Origin of the sequence: Candidatus Uabimicrobium helgolandensis, from assembly GCF_041508025.1 — a bacterium.
GTDB lineage: Bacteria > Planctomycetota > Uabimicrobiia > Uabimicrobiales > Uabimicrobiaceae > Uabimicrobium > Uabimicrobium helgolandensis.
Window position 1 is genome coordinate 6,268,019 of the sequence record NZ_CP165719.1, and the last position, 26,094, is coordinate 6,294,112.

Consider the following 26,094-nt stretch of genomic DNA (forward strand, 5'->3'; position numbering starts at 1 on the left):
ATAATAACTTCACTGTTCTTTTCACATATGCTTATAAACTCTGATTAGGCATTTTTGTCATTGGAATGAATTTATTTTATAAAATTTGTAGTTTTACTTAAAGATTTACAGTTGCAAATTATTATTATTCACTACTGAAAGTGATTCTTTTGCTGCTGTTTGAGCTTGATCTAATAATTCATAATCTCGATCTTTATCTGTAAAGTAATTCATAACAATTGATATACTATCAATAATTGAATTAAGAAATGTACGTAACTTATTATTTGTATTTATTAAAAGTTGATTTTTGACTTTGTAGGCTTCTTCCATTGTACGCAATTTATTATTTATATTTTCAAGAAGTTTACTTTTGGCTTTATGAGCTTCTTCTTCTTTTTCTTTCGAAGATTGCAAGTCTTTTTGGATTTGTTCATTATCGGTGATTTTTTCTTGTAAAGAGCGGTTTATTACTCTTAATTGCTGTGTTCTTTGCTGAACTCTCTGCTCTAAGTCTTTATTTATTTCTGTTAGTTGTTCGACTTGTTTCCAACGATCTATAGCCAAGGCCATATGAACAGTAAAAGTAACAGCCATCTCTAAATCGATTATTTCAAAGTAATCTTGCTTTTTAGCAGTAAAAGCGATTGTTCCAATAGTTTGCCCGCCAACTTGCAAAGGTAAAGATAGAATAGACTGCGATGGTTCATCAGTAACAATAATTTCTTTTTCATCTGGCTGCCAATTTCCCGATAAATACATTTGCTGATTTTCAAGTACCCAACCACAAACACCAACATCTAATAAAATACAATCTTGACGCGCGACAACATCCTTGTCAATACTAAATATTTGTTGCATGCTATAACTAATTGAATCTCTGTTTATAAGAGCTAACCAACAGTAGTCAAATCTAAAGATAGTATAAATTTTTTTGACAGATTCAGTGAGTAGCGTTTCTAAATCTTTAGCACTAGATACTGCTAAAATAATTTCTGACAATCGTGTATAACGATTTATTTCATCTTGCAGAGATTGTTGATTCATGTTAGATAAACCTTAGAAGTTAGAATAATTTCTGATAATCGTATATAACAATTTACTTCATTTTGCAGAGATTGCTGATTTATACTTATTCGTAGCCCTTATACAATTTAGTTAAGCCTTATTTACAGAACTTGGCTATGTTAAGTTCTGATTTTCTCTAGCATAGGAACATCCGAGCCATTTAAGATAAAAGATGCTTAACATATTGGTATACTATTTATCGGTGATTTGGTTCACTTATTTTAGCAAACCTATTTTAATAATAAATCAAATAAATTTTGATTGTTAAATTCAAGTTTGCAATTTGTTATTAATTTTTCACAATTAACTATGAGTACAGATCGCGACTAGGTTTAAACTCTTTTTAAAAGAATATTTACCTTTGTGTAATTACAATATTTATAAAGGAATTTTTTATGAAAATTTTCATGATTTTGATTACAACTATAATTAGTACTTCTTTGTACGCATCTTCCATAAAATCTGCTGGCGGAAGCTACACTCTTGACGGTGTTCACGTAGATGTACGTCTTCATCACGCATCGAATAGAAGGGGAGAGCTCAATACCACTAAAATTTCTCTACGTACAGAAAAAGGTACTTTTTTACGACTGGCATCTGTTACGACAGATACTAAACATCGTTTTGAAGGTGAAGAGTTCATTCAAAAAAATATTTTTACTACGACAAAGCCACTTAGTCTTGATGGCCATCTTAAAAGATTTGAAATTGTTCTCCTTGTTCTTGACAAGCTTGATGGTCAGGTAAAAACAATAAAAAAAATGATCAGCATCAATAATGTCAAAATGGAAGAAGGAAATTTTAAAGGCAGTCTTGAGTTAAAAGAAATAAAACAACTACCTTTTTTCCTAAAAAATAACTTGAGCAGCATGGAATCAGCTTGTGTTCAATTGGAAGAGCAAGCAAAAAACAAGATAGATCAAAGTTTTTTAGTTGATCAAGTAGAAAGTACTTACAATAAAGAGTTAAAGAAATACCCTGGCAACGAAAATAATCCGCGCGTTATTGCTTTAGGTAAAAAAATTGCAGATTTGAAACTGCAAATGGCAACAATTAAGAAAGAAAATGAAGCGAAGAAAAAAGAATCTCAAAGCGAAAAAAAATAATCAGGGGAAGGAAGGCAATAAGTCTTCCTTTTTTGAAAAAAGTGATTCAAATCTCGAAATGATTCTATTCTCTATTTAGCCCTTTCAGCTTTCAGGGCTAAATTTCCAGAGATTTTTATTCTTAGGGCTAGCAATAACAACCACATTTGATACAACAACTTTACATCAAAATAAAGTTTTTTACAATTATCTAAACTATTTGGATTACATCGCGATTTATTTATTGTTTTGTATCTACTTTAAGAAGTAACCCTTTCTAGCTATCTTGTTTTTTTCATATGAATAAGCCGGAGTTGTAAATATTTTTGAAAATTCAAGATTTTGAGCAAAAATCTAAAGCAGAAAATTGAGATGTAGGCGATTTTAAAGTTTTCACAGAAAGTAATTTGACTTTTACAGTATTGGTAAAAATATGAAAAAGGAATTTTATGAAACTCTTTATTGAACTGTGTAACGCAAAACAGTCATGGCTAAAACTTGACGAAGAAAAACGTAAAAAGTTTTTAGCCCCTGTTACTAATGTGATGGAAAATTTGGAAGCTAGCGGAGCAAAAATAGTCGCTTGGGGCTTCAACGAAGTATCAACGCCTCAACGTGCTGAGTATGATTTTTTTGCTGCGATTATCTTTCCAGATGAACCATCAGCTCTTACATACGAGCAATTGTTTCGTAAGGCAGGATGGTATAATTACTTTGAGCAAGTTAATGTTATCGGAGAAATGGAGTCTTATAACCTCGTTCTTGATAGGTTATGTAACCTCTAAAACAAATTCTATAAGATTGGGCACACTGCAGTTACTCCGTACGCACTAGAAATAAAAGAATTATTTACTCTGTTGTCTCTAACAGGGAGCGATAAGTTGAGTTTTTACTCTCGACACCACACTCTTATACTGTAGTGACCTCTCACTTATTTCCTAGAGTGAGATTCTCTAGCAGTAATCGGCCATAGCACTATTCGGTGTCTGTTTTAAATCTAAATCAGCGAGAGAAAATTTAACCTTTACGGTACTCAATTATTTGGTGAAAGGCTCCTAGAGAAAAAACAATAGGATATAACTGTTCGTAATACCATAGACTAGCATAATACAGACCAATAGGAGTCACGGGAAAGTGCTTACCTTCTTTAGTTGCGTTTCTCAGCCATACCTCTCCTTGAGAGATCGCTTGGGTTAATTCTTTATCATTGGTTTGACAGCCTAATTTGGCGAGCGCGTGGAGAGCTAAAGCGGTTTCTTCAATAGAAGGCCGGACTTTGCGGTCTCCTCCCCAACCACCGTTTTCATGCTGCGCTTCTAGTAAATAGCTTCTTGCTTTAGCAATAAAAGACGTAACATCATAAAGTTCAATATCAATTAGAGCAATAAGCACACGTGCTGTTCCGTACACCGGATTCTCCTGGTTTGGAGCATGTTGGTTTCCAAACCACAAAGGAAGCCATCCGCCAGTGGTTTGCCAATTTTTTTGTAAGTAAGTTAAGCACTTCTGTGTGGCTTTTTTAACGCGTTTTTGGGTATAAGCATCTAAGTGTGAATACCATTTGCTCCATGCGCTTAATGTATGTGCTGTTAAATCTGGCGTACTGCGATCAAAAGGTAGCGTTCCCCAACCACGACAAAACGTAGGTATTCCGCCATCGCTATTTTGTAAATCTAATAGCCAAACAACACCTTTGCGTGCAGCCTCTTTTACTCTTTCGTCTTCTGGAGCTAAGTTAGACAAAGCAATCAAGGCTCCTGGAGTATCATCAGCGTCTGGAACACCTCCTGATAAATCAATCCACGCCCACCCTCCCGGAGCAGCGTTGGTAAAAGGATGTACTTCCTTTTGTTGAAGTTGCAATAACCATTCTAAAGTGTTTTGTTTATTTGGAAAGGAGGTAAAGGTATTTGTTGAAATTGCAGCAGAGTTAATTGAGAGTGTTGTGCCCCAAACAGTTAAGTTTATGTCTATAGGCCAACTACCATCTTTACGCATTGCGTTTTTTAGGAAAGAGACACAGTTGTCTACAACTTTGTAACTCGGATGTTGCGGTGTTAGATAGGAAGCAACGCTCATAGCTACAAAACTTGTAAGTGGAATGGCTTCGAGATAACCACCAGTAGTTGGTTGGATATCATTTAGTTTTTTTAGGGTTTTATTAACAGTATACCTACGAATTAGGTAAGTCAATGGATTGCGCGTGGGGCATAAATGATGTCGTACCTGTCCGATAGCTATTAAAGCAGGAAGTGCGTAACTAACAACTGGTAAACGTAAAAAACTAAAAAATTGATGAGGAAATGCTGCTAGTTCAAAAGGAAGTTGAGTGATACAACGCCAAACTCTTTTGTTGTCACCAAAGCGCCCACTTAAAGTACACATAGTTAGAATTGGAATAGCAAATGTTTTATCTTTACCATATTTATCACTAATTGCGCGTATGATATCGTCTATTTTAAGGCCACCAGCGCAGTTACAAATCCATTTTTCACAGTCCGCTATAATTTTTGGATAGCTTGAATCTTGTTTTGCTGCACCAAAAGCTGCCCAAACTAGACAAGTAGTACTAATGTTACTTAGACTTAGAGGAGTATCCCCCCAACCTCCGTCTTCATTTACATTGCGAGCTAACCATTCTGCACCTTGTTCGATATAGGATTTATGTTGGTCAAAATCTACAATTGACAACGCACAAATTGCGGTAGCTGTAGATAAAGCACTTGGAGCAAGTTCTCCAATCCATCTTTGTTCTTCTACTTGTAAACTTTGTAATTTACTTAAAGTATTTTGCGCTGCTTGATTTAGTAGATGTGTGTCCATGTTTTTTCTCTGTTTTGTATGCTGTGTTAAAGCAAAGAACAATGGCCTTCGCGTAATAGTTTGGTAGTATAAAGTAATGCAATAAAAGTAGTTCGACTTTTGTCACATCACTTTATTATCAAACATTGAATTGCAATGCAATAAAAATAATTATTGTATCGTATATTTTTAACTATTATAATTAGGGCGTGTCTCTGGGCTTACAAATGTGATTTGGGGCTTTTTTCGAAAAAGTTCTACCGAAGATGATTATTAGAGCGTGTCCTATTCAGAGTTTATGTGATCTTCGCAAATGGGAGAATAAAGACAATGCAAAAATGGAGTTGTTCGCGTTGCGGACGCATAATGACGCAAATTACGAATTGTAATGACTGTACAGCTAGCGAAGTTCATGATTTGGTATCAGCAGTAAAAGTAGAATTAGCTCATGAAGAAGTTATGCCAAGCCGCGTAACAGAGGTTTTGGATTCTTCGCAATTTGTACGTAGTAAACACCAAGAAGATAATCTAGAAATAGACCAAGAAATTAGTGAATCGGCTATTGAGTGTAAAGAAGAAGAAATGGCTTTTTTTGATTCTCATGCGAGCCAAAAAGGCGATATCTTTGAAGAAACAAGTTTAAACGATGATGTTGAAGCTACAATGTTACTGCACACAGAGAAAACGAAAGAACCTACGACGCCAACAGTTTTTATTCCAACAGACAGTGAAATTCGCAAGGCGTTTGGTGAAAAACCCATTAATGCCACAGATGAAACTTTTGTGCAGCCCGCAACGCATTATAATCAACCCAAAGATGGTTTTTCTTCTCATCTACAAAAAACTCCTTCGTTACCGAATGTCGATGGCAGCGCACTAGCTTCGACTCGCGAACAAGAAGAAGGGCCATCTCGTTTTCAAAGATCGGATGTTATAGGTGGAACATTTGGACGTTGTCGCGTTGTTGAAAAAATTAGTGAAGGAGCGATGGGACGCGTATATAAAGCTTATCATCAAACCTTAGATAAAACGGTTGTTTTAAAAGAATTACCACCAAGTTTAGCTTCCTCTCAAGAACTTCGCGAACGCTTTATTCGCGAGGCGAAAGCTTGTGCGAAAATTCATCATCAAAATGTCGTTCAGGTTTTAGATGCGGGTTACGAAAACGGTATTTATTTCTACATAATGGAGTATGTAGACGGCTTAACAGTTGAAGAACTGCTCAAAGCCAAGAAAAAAATTTCTATCGAAAAAAGTTGTTCTATTATTATCGATGCAGCTAAAGGATTAGGAGTTGCTCACCAACAAGGAGTTGTTCATCGCGATATAAAAGCTTCTAATATTATGGTAACTAAAGATGAGCAGGTAAAGGTCGCTGATTTTGGATTAGCTTGTGATCTCGGTAATAGTAAAATTTCTGTTGCAGGACAAATTATGGGGACTCCACAGTATATGTCTCCTGAACAATGGGATGGTGCAAACAATGTTGATGCTCGCAGTGACTTATATAGTTTAGGTATTACCTTTTATTATATGTTAGCTGAGCGGTTGCCTTTTGATTCTGGAAGCACAGTAACATTATTTAAACAACATGTATCAGAAAAACCGCCTTCTCTCAAAACAGTCAACCCCGATGTTCCTGCTGCACTTGTAAAAATAGTAAACAAATTGATGCATAAAGATCGCGACAAGCGCTATGAAAATGCGGAATCTTTTGTCAAAGACCTTGAAGAATTTTTGCGCGACAAACATAAAAAATCTGCAGCTTATCATAAAGTAGCGATGGTTGGTTTATTTATGATTTTTGCTGCTGGAGCGGCTTACGCTCATTTTCAAGGATATAGCCAGCAAGTTTTCGATTATTTTCAATCACAAGAAAGAAAAGAAAAGATTGCGAACCAAACATCAAACGCACAGACACAAACAAATAAAAATAATACAACGATTAAAATCAAAAATAATAACGAAACTGTAAAGAATAACACTGAAGAAAACAATGGCACTAAGAATAACGCTGAAGAAAATAATGGCACTAAGAATAACGCTGAAGAAAACAATGGCACTAAGAATAACACCGAAGAAAACAATGGCACTAAGAATAATACTGAAGAAAACAATGACACTAAGAATAACACTGAAGAAAACAATGAAACTAAGAATCAAACTAACGAGCAAAACACCAACTCTTCACAGGATATAAAAAATGTAGAAGACCCCATTATTTCAGATGAGAACGAACAAAAAAAAGAAGTGGTTAAGATACCAAAAGAAAAGCCTGTTATTCTTCCACGCGTCCAAATAAAAATGAAAAAACGTATATTAAACAAGCCAACAGTTGTTGTATACGGAAAAATAAGTAGTGCGTTACCAACAAAAACACAGGTAGTTTTGTTGATCCAAAAAGGTAATCGCTTATATAAAAAACATCCAGTTCGCGTCAAACGAAACAAGTTCGTATCAAAAATGAATCTAAAGGACGGTAAATACCAAATTATTCCGCAAGTTGTGCATCACAAACAACAGAAAAAAAGAATAGGCCGCGTCATATCGTTTGTTATTGATAGCAAACCGCCTGTAATAAAATTAATTAGTCCAAATCAACAGCAGATATTTTATGAAGAACAAATTGGCAGTGCTGCGAATATTCGCGTCAAAATAAAAGACTTTCTCAAAATAGCAAAAGCATTTGTTTATCATAAGCAGCGCAAAATACCACTTAACAAACAAGGTGATGATTATGTGTGTACTGTCAATTTGCAGTACGGCAAACAGAGTTTATATGTCGTTGGTTATGATCAAGCAGGAAATATGCAGAAAATGCCGTTAACTTGGGCGCTTGTTCCGCGAAACATGGTGCGTATTCCAGAGGGAAGAATAACTCTTCATGGACAGGTTGTTTCGTTTTCTACTTTTTATGTTGATAAGAAAGAAATTAGCAACGATAAATATGCTCGTTATTTACAATCATCTGGTGCAAAAGCACCACTGCGCTGGAAACCAAAGCAACAAGATTCATGGCGTAATAAACCAGTTGTGTTTGTAAGCTATGAAGAAGCAACTAACTACTCCAATTTTTACAAAAAACGACTTCTTTCTGAAGCTGAATGGGTTGCGGCAGCCCTGTGGAATAAAAAAGTGTTGCGTAAATATCCTTGGGGAGAAAATGGCGATGTGAGTTGGCCAAAAAAGATAAAAGAAGTGGCAAATTGGCCACAAGATGTTAGTTTTTTTGGTATACATGATATGGCAGGAAATGTTTCTGAATGGGTTAAGAATACTGAAAAAGACAAAGCCATGCGTAAAGGTGGTAATTTTATTTTAAATTCGAAGTATTTAAAGAGAATGCTTTGGGATCAAGTTCGTTTTATGGAACCGAAGTCTTCGCGCAAAAACTGGCTGGGCTTTCGTTGCGCGTTTTCAGAGTAGGAAAGGTAGTAATATGCAGTATTTACTTTTAGCAGTCGCAATATGTATTGCAAGTTGTCAATATGCTCCAGTAACAACAACTCCAGTGAAAGTTATTCCAAAACAAACAAGTAAAATGGATAATGCGATTACAGTAGGGTTGTTTATCGACAATCGTTTTTCTTTTTGGCCCAGAAAAGAACAAAATTCACCTTTGGTAACCGAAGGTACGAAGATGATCAAAGATTTTGAACCGATTGCGGGAATGAAAGAGGTGCATATTCCAATGGGAGATGTACGAAGTCGTTTGGCATACACCCTCAAAGAGTCAGGTCAATTCAAAGAAATTATCAATCCACCAACAGAACTTATTGGTGATTCACTAGAAAAAATGCTAGAAAAATCATTAGAAACGAGTGATTACTTAATTGTAGGGGAAGTGAATCGTTTTCACATTCGCGATTTGGGACGCAATACAACATCCGCTCTAACCATACCTTTTGATATGACCTTATTATTTCTACCAAATTTAGTGGTGTTTCCACTTTCACAGGGAAAATCATTTTTGCTCACAGGAAATGCTTTTCGCACGCGAACAGCGGAATGTGTTGTTACAATGTCAGTAACTGTCTACGAAGTAGAATCAGGAAATCCAATCACCACTTTTCGTTTAGAAGAAAAAGCAATGTCTCCTGTTGATGCCCCAGCCGTTTACGGCGACTTTTACAATGACGAAGATGATTGGGTTGATATTGGCCGTAAGTTAGGAGAAGTAGCTCTTTCTAATGCTTGTGTTGTTGCTATTGATAAAGTAAAAGAGGCTATTGCAAAGAAATAAGTGGGCATACTGAAGAATAAATATATTCGCGTATAGTAGAAACAAAGTAAGGATCATGAGGGTATAAACTTTTATCGCGAAAATGACATTCGACAAGTGGACTACGTATGTTTTCGTGGTATAGAAAAATTTCGAACGCTCGTGCAAATATTTCGGTATTTTGACAGTAATAATCGCAATTATATTTATGGCGACTAAACCATCTCTTTCTCAAGGTTGAATTTGCAGGTAGATTTTGTATTTGCGCTGTCACTAAGTCTATATATAAATCAACAACATGACGAAAAGAAGCGGTTTCACTTAGCAAAGATTTTTGTTCGCCGTGAGTATAATCTATTTGATGTGCTAGTTCATGTGCAAATGATTCGGGGTGATCTATTGCGAAAATAGTTGCTTTTTCACTAGGAAAGTACAGTCCATCGGCTTTGTGCTTTCCTAGTTTTTTTACCCGTAAAGAATGATCCACAGCTACAGGAAGTGTGAAGTAGTTATGGAGTTCCATTAGGTGTTTTTCTAATACAGAAAAATATTCGAGATCTGTGCTATTATCCAGTTCGACATATCCATAAAAATTCAAGAAAGCGTTATCCTTCATTACCGCAAGAGTTTTTTTGCGAATATTCTTTTTTGTTTCGAAAACGCGCGCATAGGTTGATCGATCATCTTCCACACGTTTTTTGACTTTCACATACTGCAAATGTCGTATAATTTCTTTTGTTACAAACCACTTATCAAAATTATTTAAAACACGCGCGTAAAAAACATTTTTGTATTTATTGATGTTTCGCGTATAGTTTTGGATTACCTCATTTCCCCAATAACGCGAGATAACTTTTTTTAAATCGTGAGCAAAATCACTATCTACTGGTAGATTGACTTTAATACGGTTTTGGTGAACTATCACACAATTTTTCGCAACTAAGTATGGCATTAAATCGCAATGCTGCTTTGCAAAATAGTTTAAACAATAATCAACATAAATTTCAGCTACAAACGAAGAGTAATCGTAAATTGTGTGATATTTCATTTTTGATTTTGCCAAACGCCAAGGCTTTTTATGACAACTCTTGTCAAAGTTAGCGCGACGTAAACTATAAACGACAATTGACTTATCTATAATTTCTATTTCTATCGGTTCTAAACGTTGAACTTCTTCTAGTGATAAATCGTGTTTTTTGCTACACACTTTTAGCAAAGAAAACAAATAACAGTGGTAATCGCTAATTGGATGTAAGAAACGAACAACAATATTACTGTTATCAATAACTTGAAGAGCCTGTTCCATAAGCGAAAAATTTTTGCGCATGCGTTTACGAACAGCAAATACCAACTTCTGGTATTGTTTCTCTCCACTATCATTTGTATTTACCGTGAATCTGGTATTGTATAATATATCCATTTTTTGTAATAAATTACTTGACTTCAAATTATTTACTCGCAAACTTATGTTAAGACGTGTTGACATTTAGGATTTGCATAAGGTCAGTTGTTTTAAGGAGTAGCGAGATACTTTGAAAGCGCTGTGCAGTAGAAAGTAACGAAGCTAATCTCTAAAAAATTCATATAACAAGAAAGACAAATGTCGACGCACTTTAATTGATTAATGCTACATTAGATGAACCAAATTTAACACAATTTTAACTTTACAATGCAAAAATAAACTGTATACTTCGCTCAATCGAGTTAAACTCGAAAATTAACATCTCTAAAGTATTTTGAAAGGAATACCAATGAAAAAACTTAGTATTTTATTGCTTTGCATCTTTAGTGTTGCACTTTTTGCTGGAGAAATGGCTCCTAACTTCACTTTAACAGATGCAGATGGCAAGAAACATTCACTTGCTGATTTTAAAGGCAAAGTTGTTGTTCTTGAGTGGACAAACTATAGATGTCCTTTCGTTGTAAAACACTACAATGAATCTGTAAAAAATATGCAAAAACTTCAAGAGAAATACACCAAAAAAGGTGTTGTTTGGCTTTCGATTTGTTCTTCTGCTCCAGGTAACCAAGGTCACATGCCTTCTGACAAAATCAAAGAAGCAATGAAAAAACTTGGCGCTGCTCCAACGGCATACTTGATTGATGCTGATGGTGCTGTTGGTAAAGCATACGGAGCAAAAACAACTCCTCATATGTTTGTTGTTTCTGCTAAAGGCGCTTTCTTATACAAAGGTGCTATTGATAGTATTCGTTCTGCAAAATCTGCAGATGTTGCTAAAGCACAAAACTTTGTTGCTGAAACTCTAGATGTTGTTTTGGGTGACAAAAAAGGTGAAGTTCCTGCTAGCACAAAATCTTACGGTTGTGGCGTAAAATACGCTAAAAAAAAATAGTAAGACTTTTTAACTGATTATTTCGCAGATAATTATCTGCGAAATAATCAACCTACCCCCTACATCCACTAGTTTTTATCGCGAGTAATGTCCGCCATTTGCTGTTCTAGTTTTGATAAACGCTCACTTGTTTGATCAACTTGCGTTTGCAATTTTTTTAACAGCGCAATGATTTCATTGTTAGTGCGTTTTTGTTCGTCTTTATAAGTGATTTGTTTACGTACTTGCCGTAGTTTACTCCCTTTGAGTTCTGCGATAATTTCGGCACACGCTTCTTCTAGTTTACCCTGGTCTGCTTCACGACAATCGATATACTGTACAACTTTCATATATGTTGGCAACGCGGTAGTATAAAGATAGATAGGAAAAAGTATATTTTCTTCGGTATCACGATCGCGATACAAGGCAATATTAAACTCTTCTTTACAAACCTTTGAGTTGAGATAGTCATCAGAATAAATCGCGATGATTTTACGACATGAATCTAAAGCATCATAAATTTGCTGCTGCCAAGCACATCCTACATTAAGTTCACGTTTATCAATAAAAATGCTTAAACCGTCATCTAACTTTTTTAAGAAAGAAACTATCTGGTTAGCTTGCTGTGCATTTTCATGACAATAACTAATAAAAATATCATATTCGTGTTCAGAGGTATCAGATGCCGTTTTTGGCTGCGTAAATTGATCATACTTAGCTTTAAGACTAGGGAATATCTTTTCTACTTCTGCTATATCTTGCGGGCTATAAGCGGCTATTTTTAAATGTTTTACCGGTAACCCTAACGATAGCCAATGCGCCGCCGCTTCTATTAAAGAAGGTAACACTGAAGAAACCGGTGCCCGGCGCTTACCAGTGGAAACTAAAGGCATTGCCACATTTCTTTCTTGTGTACTGTCACTCAAGAACGCAATAAGGCTTTGGAAAATATCACCAATTACTTCTGCAATTTGCGTTCGGTTTTTTCGTGGTTCAAAGCACAAAATTCTCTTGAAATTAACCGAACAGCGCTCTTGTGATATTTCTTTTGAAATCCAACAAGAAAAAGATTCGCGAAGATCCACTTCTTTGTCAAGAGCAAGTCTACCAACAGAAACATTTTTTTTATTGAGAGCACCTATTAGGGTTCCTGTAGAAGGTGCGTACATTCCCGGAAATGCTGAAACAACAAGCATATCCGCAGCATCTTCTTCTGAAAGTTCTGTTAAATCACCGTGATATAGTTCTATATATCGCGGTTGGGAATTGTGGTAAACAGTAATGCTATCCATCAGCTTCATGTAAAATCTCCTAGGATTTTTCGGTAGAATTTTGAGATAATGCGTTTAATTTATTTTCCATCTCTTTTAATTTTTTGTTTGCTGTAAGCATTTGCGACTGTAATTCGCGTACCATAGAATACAGATCTTCTTTAGTTTGCCTAGGAATGCTTTCTTGCAGAGAGTTTTCTTTTGAATTATTTGCGAGAATCTCTTTACAAGCATTGTGTAGTTTAGCGTTCTCACCTTCGCGGCAATCTAAATATTGTAGAACTTTCATGTATGTAGGAAGATCTGTGCTATAGAGATAAATAGGAAAAAGTAGGTTTTCCGTTGTATCGCGGTCGCGGTACAAGGCAATGTTAAACTCTTCTTTGCACACCTTTGAATTGAGATAATCATGAGAATATAGCGCAATAACCTTATGACAAGAATCGAGTGCATCATAAATTTGTTGTTGCCATGCACAACCAACATTCAACTCCTTGCGGTCAATAAATATGCGAATTTTGCTGTCTAGTTCTTTGAGAAATGACACTAAAAGGTTCGCTTCTTTGGTGTTTTGATGTGAATAGCTAATAAAAATATCATACTTGTAGTCGTCTTTAACGACTTTTTCATTGGACAATGTTTGCTGGTGATATTTTTGTTTGATTTGCGGGAAAATTTCCATAGCCTGGTTGACACTACCCTGGCTATACGCAGCAATTTTTAAATGTTCCACTGGTAGACCTAAGCTAAGCCAATGCGCTGCAGCTTCTATAAGTGCTGGTAGTACAGAATCTAGATCAGCTTGCTGATTTCCCGTACCGACAAGGGGCATTGCAACATTTTTTAAGGAATCACTATTGCTCAAAAATGCAATAAGACTTTGAAAAATATCACCAACTACTTCGGGAACTTGTTCCCTATCTCCTTTGGGTTCAAAACACATAATACGTTCAAAATTTATTTCAGCATTTTTACGTGTAGAGGTAATTTTTTTGGAAAGCCAACATGAAAACGAATCGCGGAGATCTGCTTCTTTGTCTGCTGCTAAAGCTCCAACCCAAACACCCTTTTCATCTAAGGCTCCAATAAGCGTTCCGGTAACAGGTGCATACGAACCAGGGAAAGCAGAAACCACGAGAATATCAACCGCGTCTTCTTTTGAGATTTTCGTCAAATCTCCTTGGTATAACTGGATAAAACGTGGTTCATCGTTGTGATACACCGTAATTTGATCTATTAATTCCATTATTTCTCCTCTGAAGTAAACAACCAAAATAAGCTTCAAATTGCGAACAAACAATTTAGTTTATCATAGAGTATGTCGCTACGCTATATTCTATACGGATAAAATTGTTGATACGTTGAAAAAATTATCGAAACAAATTTTTTTGTACAAAGAAGTACTGGTTTGCTAATATGAAAATGAATTGTAAGTATATATTTTACTTATAGTTTCTCTTTCTTTACTTGTATTTTATTTTATTAAGCGAGTTGCAAAAGTTTTCAAAAGCACGCAGCTTGCCTTTGAGCATCATAGCGGTGTCGAACCTTCGGTTACATAGCTACAGCTATGTGCCTTTCAGGTTGTCCTTGCTCTAATACTCAAATTCTATGTTGACTTAAAACGTGCTCAAAAACTTTTTGCGACTCACTTAACTGCTTGGATTAATGCATTGCAATACAAAAAAATATTACCACCAAGGATCAAAAAGATATTACGCAATAGTAAGCGTAATTTTGATAAATTTTGGATTAAAAGTAAGTATTTTAGAAAACTTGGGTTTGCTAACGCCTGCTTTGTGATTTTGCGCTTACTCATTTCTAAAAAGAACTTATATGTTTTTGTACCTGCGATTAGTAAAAAAGTAGCTATTCGCCCACGCACTTCTGATATTCCTACTTTCGAAAAAATTTTCATTATTGAGGAGTATAAGTTTGATTTAGCGAACACTCCGCGGTTTATTATCGACGCTGGAGCGAATGTCGGTTATGCAGCTTTGTTTTTCGCGAACTGTTATCCTCAAGCTGAGATTATCTGTATTGAACCTGAGAGTTCGAACATTGCTATTTTACGAGAAAACACTAAAGATTATTCGCAAATTACTATTCTCTCTCAGGCTTTGTGGTATACAAAAACATTTTTACAAATAGACAACCCTCAAGACAGTAAATATGCGTTTCGCGTGTCAGAAACACAAAGTTCTAAAATAGAGAGCATCACTGTACCAGAGATTTTGCAATATCGAAAATGGCCAAGAGTGGATCTCTTTAAAATAGATATTGAAGGTGCAGAGAAGTCGGTTTTTTCTCAAAATACTGCTTGGATTAAGTGCATTAGTACTATTGTTATTGAACTTCATGAACAAATGCTACCAGGATGCGAAAAAAGTTTTTATAGCGCCTTGAATGAGTACGGCGATTATAAAAATTTTACCATTGGTGAAAACACTGTTGTAACGAGGTCTGAGATTAAAAATTGGACTTATTGAATTACTTGCGATTTTTTTATAAAACTGGTAAAATTTCAAAAGAAACTGTGTTTCTACAGCTCTACAAAATTTAATTTACGTCGGAGGTTATTTATGAAGTTTATTTTCACTGTAGTAGTATTTTTATTTTCAGTTACTGCTTTTACACAGCAAACAAACGATTTGACCATTTTAAATTGTAATAACGGCAATGATAGTTTCTTATCTTCTCCTCAAGAAATTCCACTACAGCAACTGCAACAAAATTTCGATGCGAGTGTTGATACTGTTGTTCTTGTTCATGGTTTTAACAATACATTTAGCAGCGCAAAAAGAACCTTTAATTCGGTTTATCCCGTTTTAAAAAGCAAACTTGGGCATGTCAATTATGTTGGTTTTCACTGGCCAGTAAATATTTCCATTGATTTTGGCAAAGGCATGAAACATGCAAATAAAGCGGGTGATTACTTGACTCATGTTCTTGCAACAATGACAAATTGGTATGGTGGAAGTAATAACAAAATCCATATTATTTCTCACAGTTTAGGAGCAAGAGTTGTTCTTAGCTCTCTAAACAACAATAGTGCGCGTTATATTAACTGGGGATATTGTAATTTTTTTGCCCCTGCAGTGCACAATAATGTGTTCCTTACTAGTTTTAAAGGAACGAATATTTTTGCTCCTCATAATTTTGTTTATTACTCTAAAAATGATTACACCTTGAAATACACTTATGCTTTGTGGTATTGGCTTTTTGGGCGCAATGACAATTGGCAGAATATCCCTGGCTCACAAGATTTCATTGCAATGTCTATGGATGAGAAATTGCAATATATGCATAGCCTAGAAACAAAAAATTCAAGATCAAAAAATGAATTTGAGCAACAACTTTTTACTCAAATTCTTCGCGCAGAAAAAGACGCGATGGGGCTTGTTGGCGCATCAACGGAAGATGTTGTTACTAAAGTAAGCAATACAAATGCTGCAGATTTTGTTAGTGGACATTCTTACTGGCAAAGTGAAACTGTTCTACACATGGCTGCTGAAAGAATTATTTCTGGAGAATTCAAAGTTGCGCGTAGCGTTGTTAATAAAAAAGTAGTTCACGGCAGTGCCGCTGGAAAAACAATATGGAAAGTACCTGGTAAAAATGGCTTCTTTTGGGGAAGTGGTATGTCTGTAGATGCAGACGGAGCTCCAAAAGCATATCATCGTCAAAAAGGAAAAGGATTAGATTATCTAGCAAATGCTGGACATCCTGGAAATTGGTGGGGCATTGTCACCAAAAATGGTGTTCCTGTAATTCAAAAATCCACAGACCCTGCTCCAGGCTATTATGTATCGCAAACAGCAATGTTCTCTTCGCAAAAAAGCATATACGATCCAAGAAGATATGTCAATGCGAGCACAATACCATTTTATGTTCTCCCTGCTAGAAAATCTATGGGAGCAAAGATAGGTGACATCGCTGCTGTAATTAATACACGAAGTAATAAAGTTGCCTACGCAATGTACGCAGATGTTGGTCCAAGGAATCACATTGGAGAAGGATCGATTGCTTTGGCAGAAGATTTAGGAATTAATTCTAGTCCTAAAAAAGGCGGAATTAGTAGTGGTATTGTTTTTGTTGTTTTTCCTGGATCGGGAAATGGCAATGGCCGATTGAGAACACGAGATGAAATCCGCGAAGCAGGACAACGTCTATTCTCTCAGTGGGGCGGAATGAAACAACTCGAAGCTGTGTGGAGTAAGTAACACTTATTTCCAATTGAAACCTCAGTATACAAAACAATATCTGTATACTGAGGTTGTAGAATAATTCGTAGCTAGTTCTAGGTATTCTAGTTTTCGTTGAATCTGAAAAAACAATAATATTTGTCAGTAACTTTCCAAAATAAAATAATTTACCTCACTTCGATTTTTACTACCCAAAAAGTATTCCGATACGCTCATTTCTGCAATTACTCATAAAACAATCTTTTAAAGAACGACTATGTAATGTTTTACTCTTGTGTAGGAGAAAAAAAGTGAAATATTTTCAACAAACAGAGTCTGTGATTGGGCTTATTCATAAACTAAATCAACAAAATCGCAACATTACTTTTTTTATATATGTTATGACTTTCAGTCGCAATGTTGAGGAGTTTGATGTGTTTAGTACGGAATTACACGAAAAGCTTAGAACATGTCGTTTTTATATAGAAAGTACAGAAAATGGTGACCATTGTATTTTTGGTGGCAATCATTACTTTGTCAATTCTGTAGAAATACAAAAGTTCGTCAACATCGAAGCTCCCCAAAAAGGGAGTGCACATCTTTCTTTTTTTATAAACACAATAGCACCACAATGTCCTAAATGCCATTCAATGCAGCATTTAAGAAAAAAACTGGTGATGCTTAATCCCGCTCGAGGCGAAAGAGTAGGATCGATATTTGCCAACCTCAGTATTGATAGTGTCGTCGAGTCAGAACTTATTGGCAGTAGCCAACAATTTACCGAAGGTGTATACTGTACAAAGTGCGAAATCGCTTTTGTTCCAGATAATAAATTGAATAGATTTGTAATAAGAGATAGTTGATTAGAAGGATTTAAAATGGATAGCGAACCTCGGAAACAGAAACCTCGTTGGCAATTGCGAATTTTGCTTATTACCTTGAAACTAACAATGCTAACGATTGCTTTAATCGCGATAATGTTTCTTTACGCAAGAAATAATATTATAAAAAGATACAGTCCCTATTATGATATATGCACTTTTTCTTTTGAAAAAGTGTTTAGTGTCTACGCTGTTGTTATAGATCAAGAAGCCTCTTACGAAGGAGTAGTTTGGAGTGTACGAAATTGGGATTTTCGTGAAATTGAAGTAAGTGAAGCCCAGTACTTTAAAAATACGCAAAAAAGATTTAGCCTTTCTTTTTCAACAAAAAACTTAACTTCTATTCCGCAAAAGATTTTTGATTTAAAAAGACTAAGATCGTTAGATTTATCGAATAATGAGATTCGATCCATACCGAAAGAAATAGGGAAATTACAAGAACTAGAGTATCTTAATTTGTCTTACAACCGATTAAGATCTCTGCCAGAAGAAATCTACCAATTGAAAAAACTTCAAACTTTATCTTTAGGAAACAATCCCCTAATTTCTGTTTCAGAAAAAATTGGATCTCTACAAGATTTGATTTTTTTAAACTTAGATAAAACAAATATATCTAATATTCCGCAGCAAATAGCAAAATTAAAAAAACTCATAACCTTATATGTAAGTTCTAGTCAGTTAAAACATTTTTCTCTTGCTATTCTAGAATTGAAATCGCTAGTTAACCTAAGTTTTTCAGATAGCAGTATAGAGAGTATTCCAAAAGAAATAATTCAATTGCAAAATTTAAAAAGTTTATGTTTTGAAAATAATAGCTTAACATTTTTGCCTGAAAATTTAGGAAAATTACCTAACTTAGAAGAGCTTTTCTTAGCAAAGAATCTACTGCACAATTTGCCTAGTAGTTGTACAAAATTCAAGCGTTTATTCCGACTTGATCTATCAAAAAATCAATTTAAGCAATTTCCTTTAGAAATAACAAAAATAACGGAAATTGACATATTAGAGTTAGGAAATAATCAACTAAAATCTATTCCAATTGAATTGAAGAAAGTACAAATAGATTATCTATTTTTAAACAATAACCAATTAAAAGAATTACCCAAAGAATTAGCAGAATCAAATATAATCAGTTTGGATTTTAAAAATAACTTAGCTAGTAGAGAGCAACAAATTAAAATAGAATCACTATTCCCAAAGATTTCTATAGAATTTTAAATCATGGTAAATTCTTTAACCATTTAGCGATAGACTCTAAAGCTAAAATAGACATACTACGCATACCTGTTTTTTGGTATTTACACAAAAGATGATCAGTAGCCTCTAAGTAATCGTAACTAATGAGTGAGTCATTATAGCCGTGAAAATTCTCTTTGATAATCATACCTCCATAATCATCATTTTCACCGACAATAACGTGAACTGGAATTTGACTTTCGAGTATATCATCAGTTAATTTTCCTAACGAAGACAGTAACAAAATACCTTTGGGAGGTTGTATTTCATAAAAGTAGCGAAAATATTTTTTTATTGTTCCAGCTCCATAACTTTGTCCTAGCAAAACAATTTGCTGATTTGGAAATAGATTTACAATTTGCCTATAGATACAGAAAACATCATTTTCTACAGGCGTTGATAAATTCTCATGAGTGCTTTTACCCGTTTTGCGACGATCATAATTGAAAAAGGCAAAATTTGTTTGAGATATAATCTTTTCCTTCAGTGGCACATAAAAATTTTTGAGTGCTGGAAAACCAAGTGGAGAACCGTATCTATCAGTAGCGAAAGCTCCTGGAATGACAAACACAATTCCCTGATATTCAGGTTCCCGATAATCTATTTGTCCTACTAGATCTTCTCCATCTTCTGCAACAAATGTAATCTCCATAAGGAATTTCCTTCCTAACATATACTAAAATTTTAAAACACCACTAAATTTTATTCGGATTTTTCACAAAGAAATTCAACTCTAACATTCAAATTTTACTTCGATATGGCACAAGCTTTGCATTTAACATGATGTATTGATGTTGATATCGCAGATATCATAACTATAAGTGTTCTTAATGCATTTTTAAGCACTATTTTGATAATTTCCATCAAAACGATGATGATTCTTATCAATAATAAACTAATCTAAAACCTGACTTGTGCTAAAGGAAACCTCATGAATGCAAAACTTTACTTCGCAGCACTATTTTTCTTTGTAAATACAATACTATGTGCGCAACAGCAACAACAAGAAATAACAATCCACAATTGTCTAGCAAGAGCTCTTAATCATAACTTAGGTATAAAAATTAAAAGCTTTGAACCACTTATTGCTCAGAAAGATATTGCTATTACTCAGGGAGCATTTGACCCCGTTATTACTTTTGATTTTGCTTATGAAAATAGTACCGATGCCGTTGTACAGCAATTTCAACTCAATGATATTGTTATTCAAGATGTATTCGAAAAAGATACAGAAGCTATTGTTTATAGTGGTGGAGTTATGAAAAGGCATCAGTTTGGCGGTTCTATCGGTATTTTTCAAAATTTCAATTATTTAAAAAATGCTTTCGATAATGAGGAAAATGATTCAGTTTTTAATTACGAAACCGAATTAAGAATCACCCAATCACTGCTCAGAAATTTTGGCATCGATCCAAATACTGCAAACTACCGAGTAGCACAAAATAATTTGAAAATTGCGAAATACCAACACACAAATAAGATTCTCAACATTTTTGCGGAAGTGCAATTGACATATTTAGACTTAGTAAATGCTATCGAAAATGTGCGTTTACAAAAAGAAGCTTTGAAACTTTCGCATCGCTTTTACGATATTACAAAAATGCAGGTAAAAGCAGGAGCTATACCAGCGATAGACTTACTTGATGCAGAACGAGATATTGCCGAAAAACAAGATAACTTAGTTGTCGCGGAGAGAAATGTTATTTATTCTGAAGATAGATTAAAAAGTATTATTCAACCTTCAGATTTAAATTATTATGAAAATATTCGTTTACTTCCTATTGAAATACCTAATCTCCGTAAGAACAATATAAATTTTGAAGAAACAATAAAATATGCCATTAACCATCGTATGGATATAAAACAGGGGCGAATTAACCTAAAGAATGCCGACATTAATATAGCTTTTCGAAAAAATCAATTACTCCCTAAATTGGATTTGACTGTTAACGTTGGACTCCAAGGCCAAGACAATGAGCATGCAGCAGCTCTCGAACAAATATATAATATCGATCAAGTTTCTTGGGGCGTACAACTCTCTCTTGAAGTTCCTATTGGCAATAGAATTGCTAATAATCGCTATCAAAAAAATATTTTGCAAAAGAAACGACTACTCGTGGAATACCAAGATTTAGAAAATCGCGTTATTTTTGAAATACGCAATAATATTCGGTCTCTTGCAACATCTAGACGCCGAATCACTACTGCAGAAAAAACGCGCGAAATAGCAGAAAGGCAGATTACTATTCAAAAAAAGAAATATCGTGCTGGAGTAATCTCATTGTACCGTTTACAAAATACAGAGAAAAGTTTAACAGAAGCAAAAGTCAATGAGATAAATGCTATTGTCGCGCACCAAAAAGCAGTCGTAAATTTAGAGCGATCTCAATGGGCATTACCCCTATGGCTACAAAGATATGATATTCAATTACCATTTGTAGCAGGGAGCTATTAGAATGTCCCTTTTAGAGAGTAATTGTATTAGATTTCTCTCATCGAGACAAGTCAAAAACTCAGTAAAATTAAAATTTTCAAAGAACAGTAAAGAAGCTATAAAAAATAAGGTTAAGAAGTAAATTTTAAAGGATCAAAAGACGTATTTTTATGAAAAGTAGTCCAAGCCCAAATAAGAATTTTACGAGCGCAAGCAATAAGAGCAAGCTTCTTGTGCTTGCCACGAGAAACAAGACGATTAAAAAAGGTGCGAAGAGGACCTTTTGTAGTTCCGTAAACAGCTCCGAGAGCTCCAAGATACAGCATTTTACGTAAAGAAGGATTACCTTTACGAGAAATAGCTTCGTGGCATTTAATGCTAGAACCACTAGATCGAGGAACTGGATCAAGACCAACATAAGAAGTAAGTTGCTTTGCAGAACCAAGACCTTGAGTAAGAGAAGTCCAACGATGAAACAGAACAAGAAAGTAAAGAGAATTTTTATCACCAACGCCAGGAGTTTTTTTGAGCTTTTTGACTTGTTCTTTTAAGTCAGTATGCTTCCCAATGTGGTTGTTGATGTCATTCTCAAGGCGTCTGATTTCATCTTGAATCCATTCAATAGATCTTTTGATACTAGCAAGGGCAGAACCTTCGAACTTTAGTTTGAGAAGTAAAGCATTAAGGCGATTTTTTTCACGTAAAAGGGATTGCTGTAACTCTTCTTTACGTTTGAGCATTTCGTCAAGTTGAGCAATGTGTTCTTCTTGAGGTTGCCACTGTGGTAAAGTGCCTTTTGCAATAGCAAAATTAGCAAGTAATCTTGCATCCATGCGATCTGTTTTGGCTCTTATGCCTTCTGATTCAGCCCACTTTCTTACTTTAAATGGGTTGACCATGTTTACAGTCCATTCGTGGTCGAGAGCAAATCTTGCTATTGGTTGCTCATATCCACCGCTTGGCTCTATTACTACTCGTATTTTTTCTAACTCATGTTTTTTTATTATGTTCTTTAACTGTTTTAATAACTTTTTATGACCTTTGTTTGCGTTGGAGAATGTTCCAAGATCTGTTGGCTTATCCTGACTTTTATTTATTATTGCGACATCCAATTTGTCTTGGCTTACATCTATTCCTACTGTGAGAACTGACATTTTTTATTCCTTATCTTATGAATGAAATACCTTTCTCACTGAGTGTTGTTCTCTGGGGACCCTTTGCTACCTGGTATACGAGCTCGGAGCTCTGATTTCTCTACGCTTTCCCAGAGATTTTTGACCTGTCTAACAACGGTTTTGAGAAACCTTTGGCGTTTATTTGTCCGGTCTACTCAAGAGAAGATTATTGATTCTGTCTAAATATCAAGTTTTGCCTTAGGGCGTGTGCGAATTTTATCTTCTCAAAGTAGATTAATTTTGTCAAGATTGATGATACCAGGGCGTGTCATCATTCAAAATATTGTGTTTTTTCGAGCCCGAGCCCGTTTGCGAAACTTTCACTAACAATTTATCAAAGAAGCAAAGTTTCTTTTTCCATCGCAAAAAACTAGTATTGAACCAATGAATCACTTTCTGTCGCTCTCAAAAAGTTTTCGGGCGCGGGCTCGCAAACGGGCTCGGACTCAATACTGGCGTATCATTAAATGAATCCGTTATATTTTTATCTGTATTGAATGATGACACGCCCTAAATGTTGGTATATTCGCTTTATTTTTGTTTTGCTTGTACCAAAATAAATCTTAGCCATGGAATAAAAACCACGAGAGCCACAATAGACAGAATGGATATTCGAGTAACAGCGCCTTGAAAATCAGAATACACAGAATATTGAGCAAGATAGCATTCATGAACCTCTACAACTATACCCGAAATATACCACAACAATGTTATGAAAAATCTTATCAATCGACTACTTAAAGTGACACTGAATTCGTTGCAATTGGGCCAACGTATTGCAAGGACAGGAAAAAGGAATAATACAACTAAATGCATTGGCAAAAGTAGCCCAAGCCAAAACATATATGGATATGGGTCGACTATTTTTACTAAGAAAGCTTTTTGCGGATTTTGTGTTGAACAGTACGCTGTAGATGTTTTTCCTACAGGAAATGTATTTATCAATTTCTCTACAATTTCTCGTCGCATATCCGTCGTGTCTACATCCGGCAAAATCTGCTTAGATTTATACAGTTTTCCTTCTAGGTTATAACTGTAATGAATCACAGGAGAATAAGAAGGGTTATGAATATTTTTCTCCCCAAACTTATTTAGCGGATAGCTTTCTTTCACTTCTGAACTCAAAACAGTAATAGGAACTGTGTTATTAACACTAAAAGACAAATGCTGTTTATAAAGCATATTTCCAACTTTATATACAAAAAATATCCCTAATACAAAAAAGAAAAGCCATGCAACAAACGTCACACTAAACGTCAATGTATTTGATTGTTTTTTAGAAGATTTTTTTGCTCGTTTTTTATTCGATTTTCCCATTTGATCATCACCTACTTAAATTTTATATTACATTCAGGCAAATATTCTTTAATTAATTTTTGCTGTTTTTCTGATAATGGATTGCCTCTCATACGCATTTTTGTAAGTGAGAGAAGGTTACTTATTTCGGCTGGCATGCTTTCTAGCTTGTTATTGCGTAGACGAAGCTTAGTAAGAGCATGAAGTTTGCCTATTTCGGCAGGTAAACTCTCTATTTTATTATTACTTAAATCGAGCACTATAAGAGATGAAAATTGTTTTACTCTTGTGGATATAGTTGTTAGATTATTTTTGCTCAAATCAAGTACTGTTAGAGATGAGTTTTCGCCTATTTCAGGTAAATCAGTCAATTCATTTTTACTCAAATTCAAAGTAGTGATCGAAGAAGTTCTACCTATTTCAACGGGCACAGTTGTTAATTTGTTACTTCCTAAATTTAGTTCTGCTAAAAACAACAATTTCCCTAATTCAGCAGGTATGCTTGTGAGATTGTTATTGTTTAAATTTAGCTTAGCAAGCGATAATATTTTTCCTATTTCGCTCGGAATATTCTCCAGTTGATTTTTTTCTAAATTTAACTCTGCAAGAGATAATATTTTTCCTATCTCGCTTGGTATAGTTGTTAATTTGTTACTACCCAAACCTAAATAAGTAAGAGATGTAAGGCCACTTATTTCGACTGGTATATTTTCTAATTGATTACTAGCTAAATCTAAATAAGCAAGAAATGAAAACTTACCTATTTCTGCTGGTACATCAGTCAATTTGTTGTTAACTAAATCTAAATAGGTAAGAGATGAAAGCTCGCCTATTTCTACTGGTATAGATTTCAATTGATTGTTTGCTAGATAGAGATGCGTCAGAGACGAAAGCTTTTCTATTGCGGCAGGGAGTTCAGTTAATTTATTCCGACTTAAATTTAAGTGGGTGAGAGACGAAATATCAAATACATCATCAGGTATTTTTTTTAATCTTGTTTTAGATAAATCAAGTTCAAATTTACCAGAAAAACTACAATCTATAAATTTACAATCTTTTATCTTTTCAAAAGATACATCGTTTTCAAAGTTACAGTTGTGAAAGTAAGAATTTTGAATTTTATAACTGTAATCTTTATTTAAAGAAAAAGTACACTCGCAGTATTCGGTGTTGGCCTTAAGTTTTTGTAACGATTGTTTATTAACTTTGCGCATTTATTCTCCGTATTTAAACGTTTGTTTTAGTGTTTTTGTTTCATTTTTTGAATTTTACGTAAGGCTTCTTCAGCAGAAGGTCTATCTTTTGGTTCTTTGCGAATCAATTTCGCAATCAATTTTCCCAAAGAGGGTGATATATCTTTTTCAATATCAACAGGGCTAACACCATCGTAAATGGCTGTATTTAGATAGTATTCTTCTCCACTTGTTCCAGGATAGGGGATAGTTCCTGTTAGGATATAAAATGCTACAGCTCCTAAGGAATATAAATCCGATTTAGATTCCGTATGATCCATGAATCTCTCAGGAGCGATGAAATGAAGGCTTCCAAATGCTTCTTCATTACTTTTGTCAACTGCAACTGTTGCTCCCCAGTCAGAGAGTAAGTAGTGTTTATGAATAAGTGAACCGCGCGACTCCATTATATTTCCAGGACTAATATCTGCATGCACAGCTCCTGTGCTAGAAATATAGTCAACTACACTTACAATATCTTCAACTATGTTGATTGCTAAATTTTCGCGGTATTTTAAAGGTATGTTTTTAGCATGGGATGGGTAGCCTGTTTGCAAATCTAAATTGCTAATATCGTATTCTGCAATTCGTCCTTTATCTGGCAGTGAAATATGGATATTACGTAAATGAGGCATAGCAAACCACTTGTAGTTTTCTTGGTCAAAAGCCAACATTTGTGGTATTCTTGGATGATTTACTTCTTTAAGAAATAAAATTTCATTCTTGATTCTTTCTTGAGCAACAGGATCATCTTTTGTTGTTTTAATAGTAATAGCATCGTGGGGGTAAAAAATTGCTTCTGCTAGCCACACTGTAGCATGTGAACCTTCGCCAATTTGCTTTTTCACTCGATGTTTTCTTTGATCGACAACAAAAGTTTTATTTTTCATCATATA

General features: G+C 34.9%; 20 protein-coding genes. 10 read left to right on the forward strand and 10 right to left on the reverse strand.

Annotated features, from left to right (window positions below; translation table 11 throughout):
• Window positions 1–105: 105 nt before the first annotated feature.
• Window positions 106–1,026: a GAF domain-containing protein gene (locus tag UABHE_RS23285; protein WP_372365694.1), complete on the reverse strand. Its 921-nt coding sequence runs from the start codon at window positions 1,024–1,026 to the stop codon at window positions 106–108.
• A 416-nt stretch (window positions 1,027–1,442) separates the two neighbouring features.
• Between UABHE_RS23285 and UABHE_RS23290 the strand changes: the two genes are divergently transcribed.
• Both UABHE_RS23290 and UABHE_RS23295 read left to right on the forward strand, forming a co-directional pair.
• A complete protein-coding gene (locus UABHE_RS23290; protein ID WP_372365695.1) occupies window positions 1,443–2,153 on the forward strand; it encodes a hypothetical protein in 711 nt (236 codons plus the stop codon).
• Window positions 2,154–2,581: 428 nt separating this feature from the next.
• Window positions 2,582–2,917, forward strand: coding sequence for a DUF6616 family protein (locus tag UABHE_RS23295; protein WP_372365696.1), 336 nt, complete (start codon window positions 2,582–2,584; stop codon window positions 2,915–2,917).
• Between the two features lie 232 nt (window positions 2,918–3,149).
• On the opposite strand, the gene UABHE_RS23300 is transcribed toward UABHE_RS23295, so the two are convergent.
• On the reverse strand, window positions 3,150–4,955 hold the full coding sequence (locus UABHE_RS23300; protein ID WP_372365697.1) for a prenyltransferase/squalene oxidase repeat-containing protein: 1,806 nt from the start codon (window positions 4,953–4,955) through the stop codon (window positions 3,150–3,152).
• A gap of 309 nt (window positions 4,956–5,264) precedes the next feature.
• Here UABHE_RS23300 and UABHE_RS23305 point away from each other — a divergent pair, with 309 nt between their 5' ends.
• Window positions 5,265–8,360, forward strand: a complete 3,096-nt coding sequence (locus UABHE_RS23305; protein ID WP_372365698.1) for a protein kinase — start codon at window positions 5,265–5,267, stop codon at window positions 8,358–8,360.
• Between the two features lie 13 nt (window positions 8,361–8,373).
• Window positions 8,374–9,177: a hypothetical protein gene (locus tag UABHE_RS23310; protein ID WP_372365699.1), complete on the forward strand. Its 804-nt coding sequence runs from the start codon at window positions 8,374–8,376 to the stop codon at window positions 9,175–9,177.
• Here the strand turns inward: UABHE_RS23310 and UABHE_RS23315 are convergent.
• A complete protein-coding gene (locus tag UABHE_RS23315; RefSeq protein WP_372365700.1) occupies window positions 9,161–10,642 on the reverse strand; it encodes a hypothetical protein in 1,482 nt (493 codons plus the stop codon). The two genes, UABHE_RS23310 and UABHE_RS23315, sit on opposite strands and share 17 nt — an antisense overlap.
• 265 nt (window positions 10,643–10,907) lie before the next feature.
• On the opposite strand from UABHE_RS23315, the gene UABHE_RS23320 reads away from it, so the two are divergent.
• Window positions 10,908–11,510 (forward strand): thioredoxin family protein, encoded by a 603-nt coding sequence (locus tag UABHE_RS23320; protein WP_372365701.1) that lies wholly within the window; start codon window positions 10,908–10,910, stop codon window positions 11,508–11,510.
• A gap of 68 nt (window positions 11,511–11,578) precedes the next feature.
• On the opposite strand, the gene UABHE_RS23325 is transcribed toward UABHE_RS23320, so the two are convergent.
• The gene (locus UABHE_RS23325; protein WP_372365702.1) at window positions 11,579–12,790 is read right to left on the reverse strand and encodes a TIR domain-containing protein; all 1,212 of its coding nucleotides are present in this window, start codon (window positions 12,788–12,790) and stop codon (window positions 11,579–11,581) included.
• A 10-nt stretch (window positions 12,791–12,800) separates the two neighbouring features.
• Window positions 12,801–14,006, reverse strand: coding sequence for a toll/interleukin-1 receptor domain-containing protein (locus tag UABHE_RS23330; protein WP_372365703.1), 1,206 nt, complete (start codon window positions 14,004–14,006; stop codon window positions 12,801–12,803).
• Window positions 14,007–14,433: 427 nt separating this feature from the next.
• Between UABHE_RS23330 and UABHE_RS23335 the strand changes: the two genes are divergently transcribed.
• From UABHE_RS23335 to UABHE_RS23350, 4 genes are all read left to right on the forward strand, one after another.
• The gene (locus tag UABHE_RS23335; RefSeq protein WP_372365704.1) at window positions 14,434–15,249 is read left to right on the forward strand and encodes an FkbM family methyltransferase; all 816 of its coding nucleotides are present in this window, start codon (window positions 14,434–14,436) and stop codon (window positions 15,247–15,249) included.
• Window positions 15,250–15,342: 93 nt separating this feature from the next.
• Entirely contained in the window at window positions 15,343–16,983 is a 1,641-nt protein-coding gene (locus UABHE_RS23340; RefSeq protein WP_372365705.1) for an alpha/beta hydrolase, read from the forward strand.
• A gap of 272 nt (window positions 16,984–17,255) precedes the next feature.
• Window positions 17,256–17,807 carry a hypothetical protein gene (locus UABHE_RS23345; protein WP_372365706.1) on the forward strand — a complete coding sequence of 184 codons (552 nt, stop codon included), beginning with the start codon at window positions 17,256–17,258 and terminating at the stop codon, window positions 17,805–17,807.
• 15 nt (window positions 17,808–17,822) lie between these two features.
• Complete coding sequence (locus UABHE_RS23350; protein ID WP_372365707.1) at window positions 17,823–19,043, forward strand: leucine-rich repeat domain-containing protein; 1,221 nt, start codon at window positions 17,823–17,825, stop codon at window positions 19,041–19,043.
• Window position 19,044: 1 nt separating this feature from the next.
• On the opposite strand, the gene UABHE_RS23355 is transcribed toward UABHE_RS23350, so the two are convergent.
• Complete coding sequence (locus UABHE_RS23355) at window positions 19,045–19,713, reverse strand: hypothetical protein (RefSeq protein ID WP_372365708.1); 669 nt, start codon at window positions 19,711–19,713, stop codon at window positions 19,045–19,047.
• Between the two features lie 279 nt (window positions 19,714–19,992).
• Here UABHE_RS23355 and UABHE_RS23360 point away from each other — a divergent pair, with 279 nt between their 5' ends.
• Window positions 19,993–21,516 carry a TolC family protein gene (locus UABHE_RS23360; RefSeq protein WP_372365709.1) on the forward strand — a complete coding sequence of 508 codons (1,524 nt, stop codon included), beginning with the start codon at window positions 19,993–19,995 and terminating at the stop codon, window positions 21,514–21,516.
• A 110-nt stretch (window positions 21,517–21,626) separates the two neighbouring features.
• Here the strand turns inward: UABHE_RS23360 and UABHE_RS23365 are convergent, their stop codons facing one another.
• The 4 genes from UABHE_RS23365 to UABHE_RS23380 all read right to left on the reverse strand — a co-directional run bounded on the left by UABHE_RS23365 (window position 21,627) and on the right by UABHE_RS23380 (window position 26,091).
• Window positions 21,627–22,649, reverse strand: coding sequence for an IS110 family transposase (locus UABHE_RS23365; RefSeq protein WP_372365710.1), 1,023 nt, complete (start codon window positions 22,647–22,649; stop codon window positions 21,627–21,629).
• A 552-nt stretch (window positions 22,650–23,201) separates the two neighbouring features.
• Window positions 23,202–23,987, reverse strand: a complete 786-nt coding sequence (locus UABHE_RS23370; protein WP_372365711.1) for a DUF3592 domain-containing protein — start codon at window positions 23,985–23,987, stop codon at window positions 23,202–23,204.
• 11 nt (window positions 23,988–23,998) lie between these two features.
• Entirely contained in the window at window positions 23,999–25,180 is a 1,182-nt protein-coding gene (locus tag UABHE_RS23375) for a leucine-rich repeat domain-containing protein (RefSeq protein WP_372365712.1), read from the reverse strand.
• Between the two features lie 26 nt (window positions 25,181–25,206).
• A complete protein-coding gene (locus tag UABHE_RS23380) occupies window positions 25,207–26,091 on the reverse strand; it encodes a serine/threonine-protein kinase (RefSeq protein WP_372365713.1) in 885 nt (294 codons plus the stop codon).
• Between the last annotated feature and the right edge of the window lie 3 nt (window positions 26,092–26,094).

What these genes read in the sequence shown, in the direction of transcription:
- UABHE_RS23285 (WP_372365694.1), bottom strand. Translation starts at nt 1,026, where the DNA reads ATGAATCAACAATCTCTGCAAGATGAAATAAATCGTTATACACGATTG.
- UABHE_RS23290 (WP_372365695.1), top strand. Translation starts at nt 1,443, where the DNA reads ATGAAAATTTTCATGATTTTGATTACAACTATAATTAGTACTTCTTTG.
- UABHE_RS23295 (WP_372365696.1), top strand. Translation starts at nt 2,582, where the DNA reads ATGAAACTCTTTATTGAACTGTGTAACGCAAAACAGTCATGGCTAAAA.
- UABHE_RS23300 (WP_372365697.1), bottom strand. Translation starts at nt 4,955, where the DNA reads ATGGACACACATCTACTAAATCAAGCAGCGCAAAATACTTTAAGTAAA.
- UABHE_RS23305 (WP_372365698.1), top strand. Translation starts at nt 5,265, where the DNA reads ATGCAAAAATGGAGTTGTTCGCGTTGCGGACGCATAATGACGCAAATT.
- UABHE_RS23310 (WP_372365699.1), top strand. Translation starts at nt 8,374, where the DNA reads ATGCAGTATTTACTTTTAGCAGTCGCAATATGTATTGCAAGTTGTCAA.
- UABHE_RS23315 (WP_372365700.1), bottom strand. Translation starts at nt 10,642, where the DNA reads ATGTCAACACGTCTTAACATAAGTTTGCGAGTAAATAATTTGAAGTCA.
- UABHE_RS23320 (WP_372365701.1), top strand. Translation starts at nt 10,908, where the DNA reads ATGAAAAAACTTAGTATTTTATTGCTTTGCATCTTTAGTGTTGCACTT.
- UABHE_RS23325 (WP_372365702.1), bottom strand. Translation starts at nt 12,790, where the DNA reads ATGAAGCTGATGGATAGCATTACTGTTTACCACAATTCCCAACCGCGA.
- UABHE_RS23330 (WP_372365703.1), bottom strand. Translation starts at nt 14,006, where the DNA reads ATGGAATTAATAGATCAAATTACGGTGTATCACAACGATGAACCACGT.
- UABHE_RS23340 (WP_372365705.1), top strand. Translation starts at nt 15,343, where the DNA reads ATGAAGTTTATTTTCACTGTAGTAGTATTTTTATTTTCAGTTACTGCT.
- UABHE_RS23350 (WP_372365707.1), top strand. Translation starts at nt 17,823, where the DNA reads ATGGATAGCGAACCTCGGAAACAGAAACCTCGTTGGCAATTGCGAATT.
- UABHE_RS23355 (WP_372365708.1), bottom strand. Translation starts at nt 19,713, where the DNA reads ATGGAGATTACATTTGTTGCAGAAGATGGAGAAGATCTAGTAGGACAA.
- UABHE_RS23360 (WP_372365709.1), top strand. Translation starts at nt 19,993, where the DNA reads ATGAATGCAAAACTTTACTTCGCAGCACTATTTTTCTTTGTAAATACA.
- UABHE_RS23365 (WP_372365710.1), bottom strand. Translation starts at nt 22,649, where the DNA reads ATGTCAGTTCTCACAGTAGGAATAGATGTAAGCCAAGACAAATTGGAT.
- UABHE_RS23370 (WP_372365711.1), bottom strand. Translation starts at nt 23,987, where the DNA reads ATGGGAAAATCGAATAAAAAACGAGCAAAAAAATCTTCTAAAAAACAA.
- UABHE_RS23375 (WP_372365712.1), bottom strand. Translation starts at nt 25,180, where the DNA reads ATGCGCAAAGTTAATAAACAATCGTTACAAAAACTTAAGGCCAACACC.
- UABHE_RS23380 (WP_372365713.1), bottom strand. Translation starts at nt 26,091, where the DNA reads ATGATGAAAAATAAAACTTTTGTTGTCGATCAAAGAAAACATCGAGTG.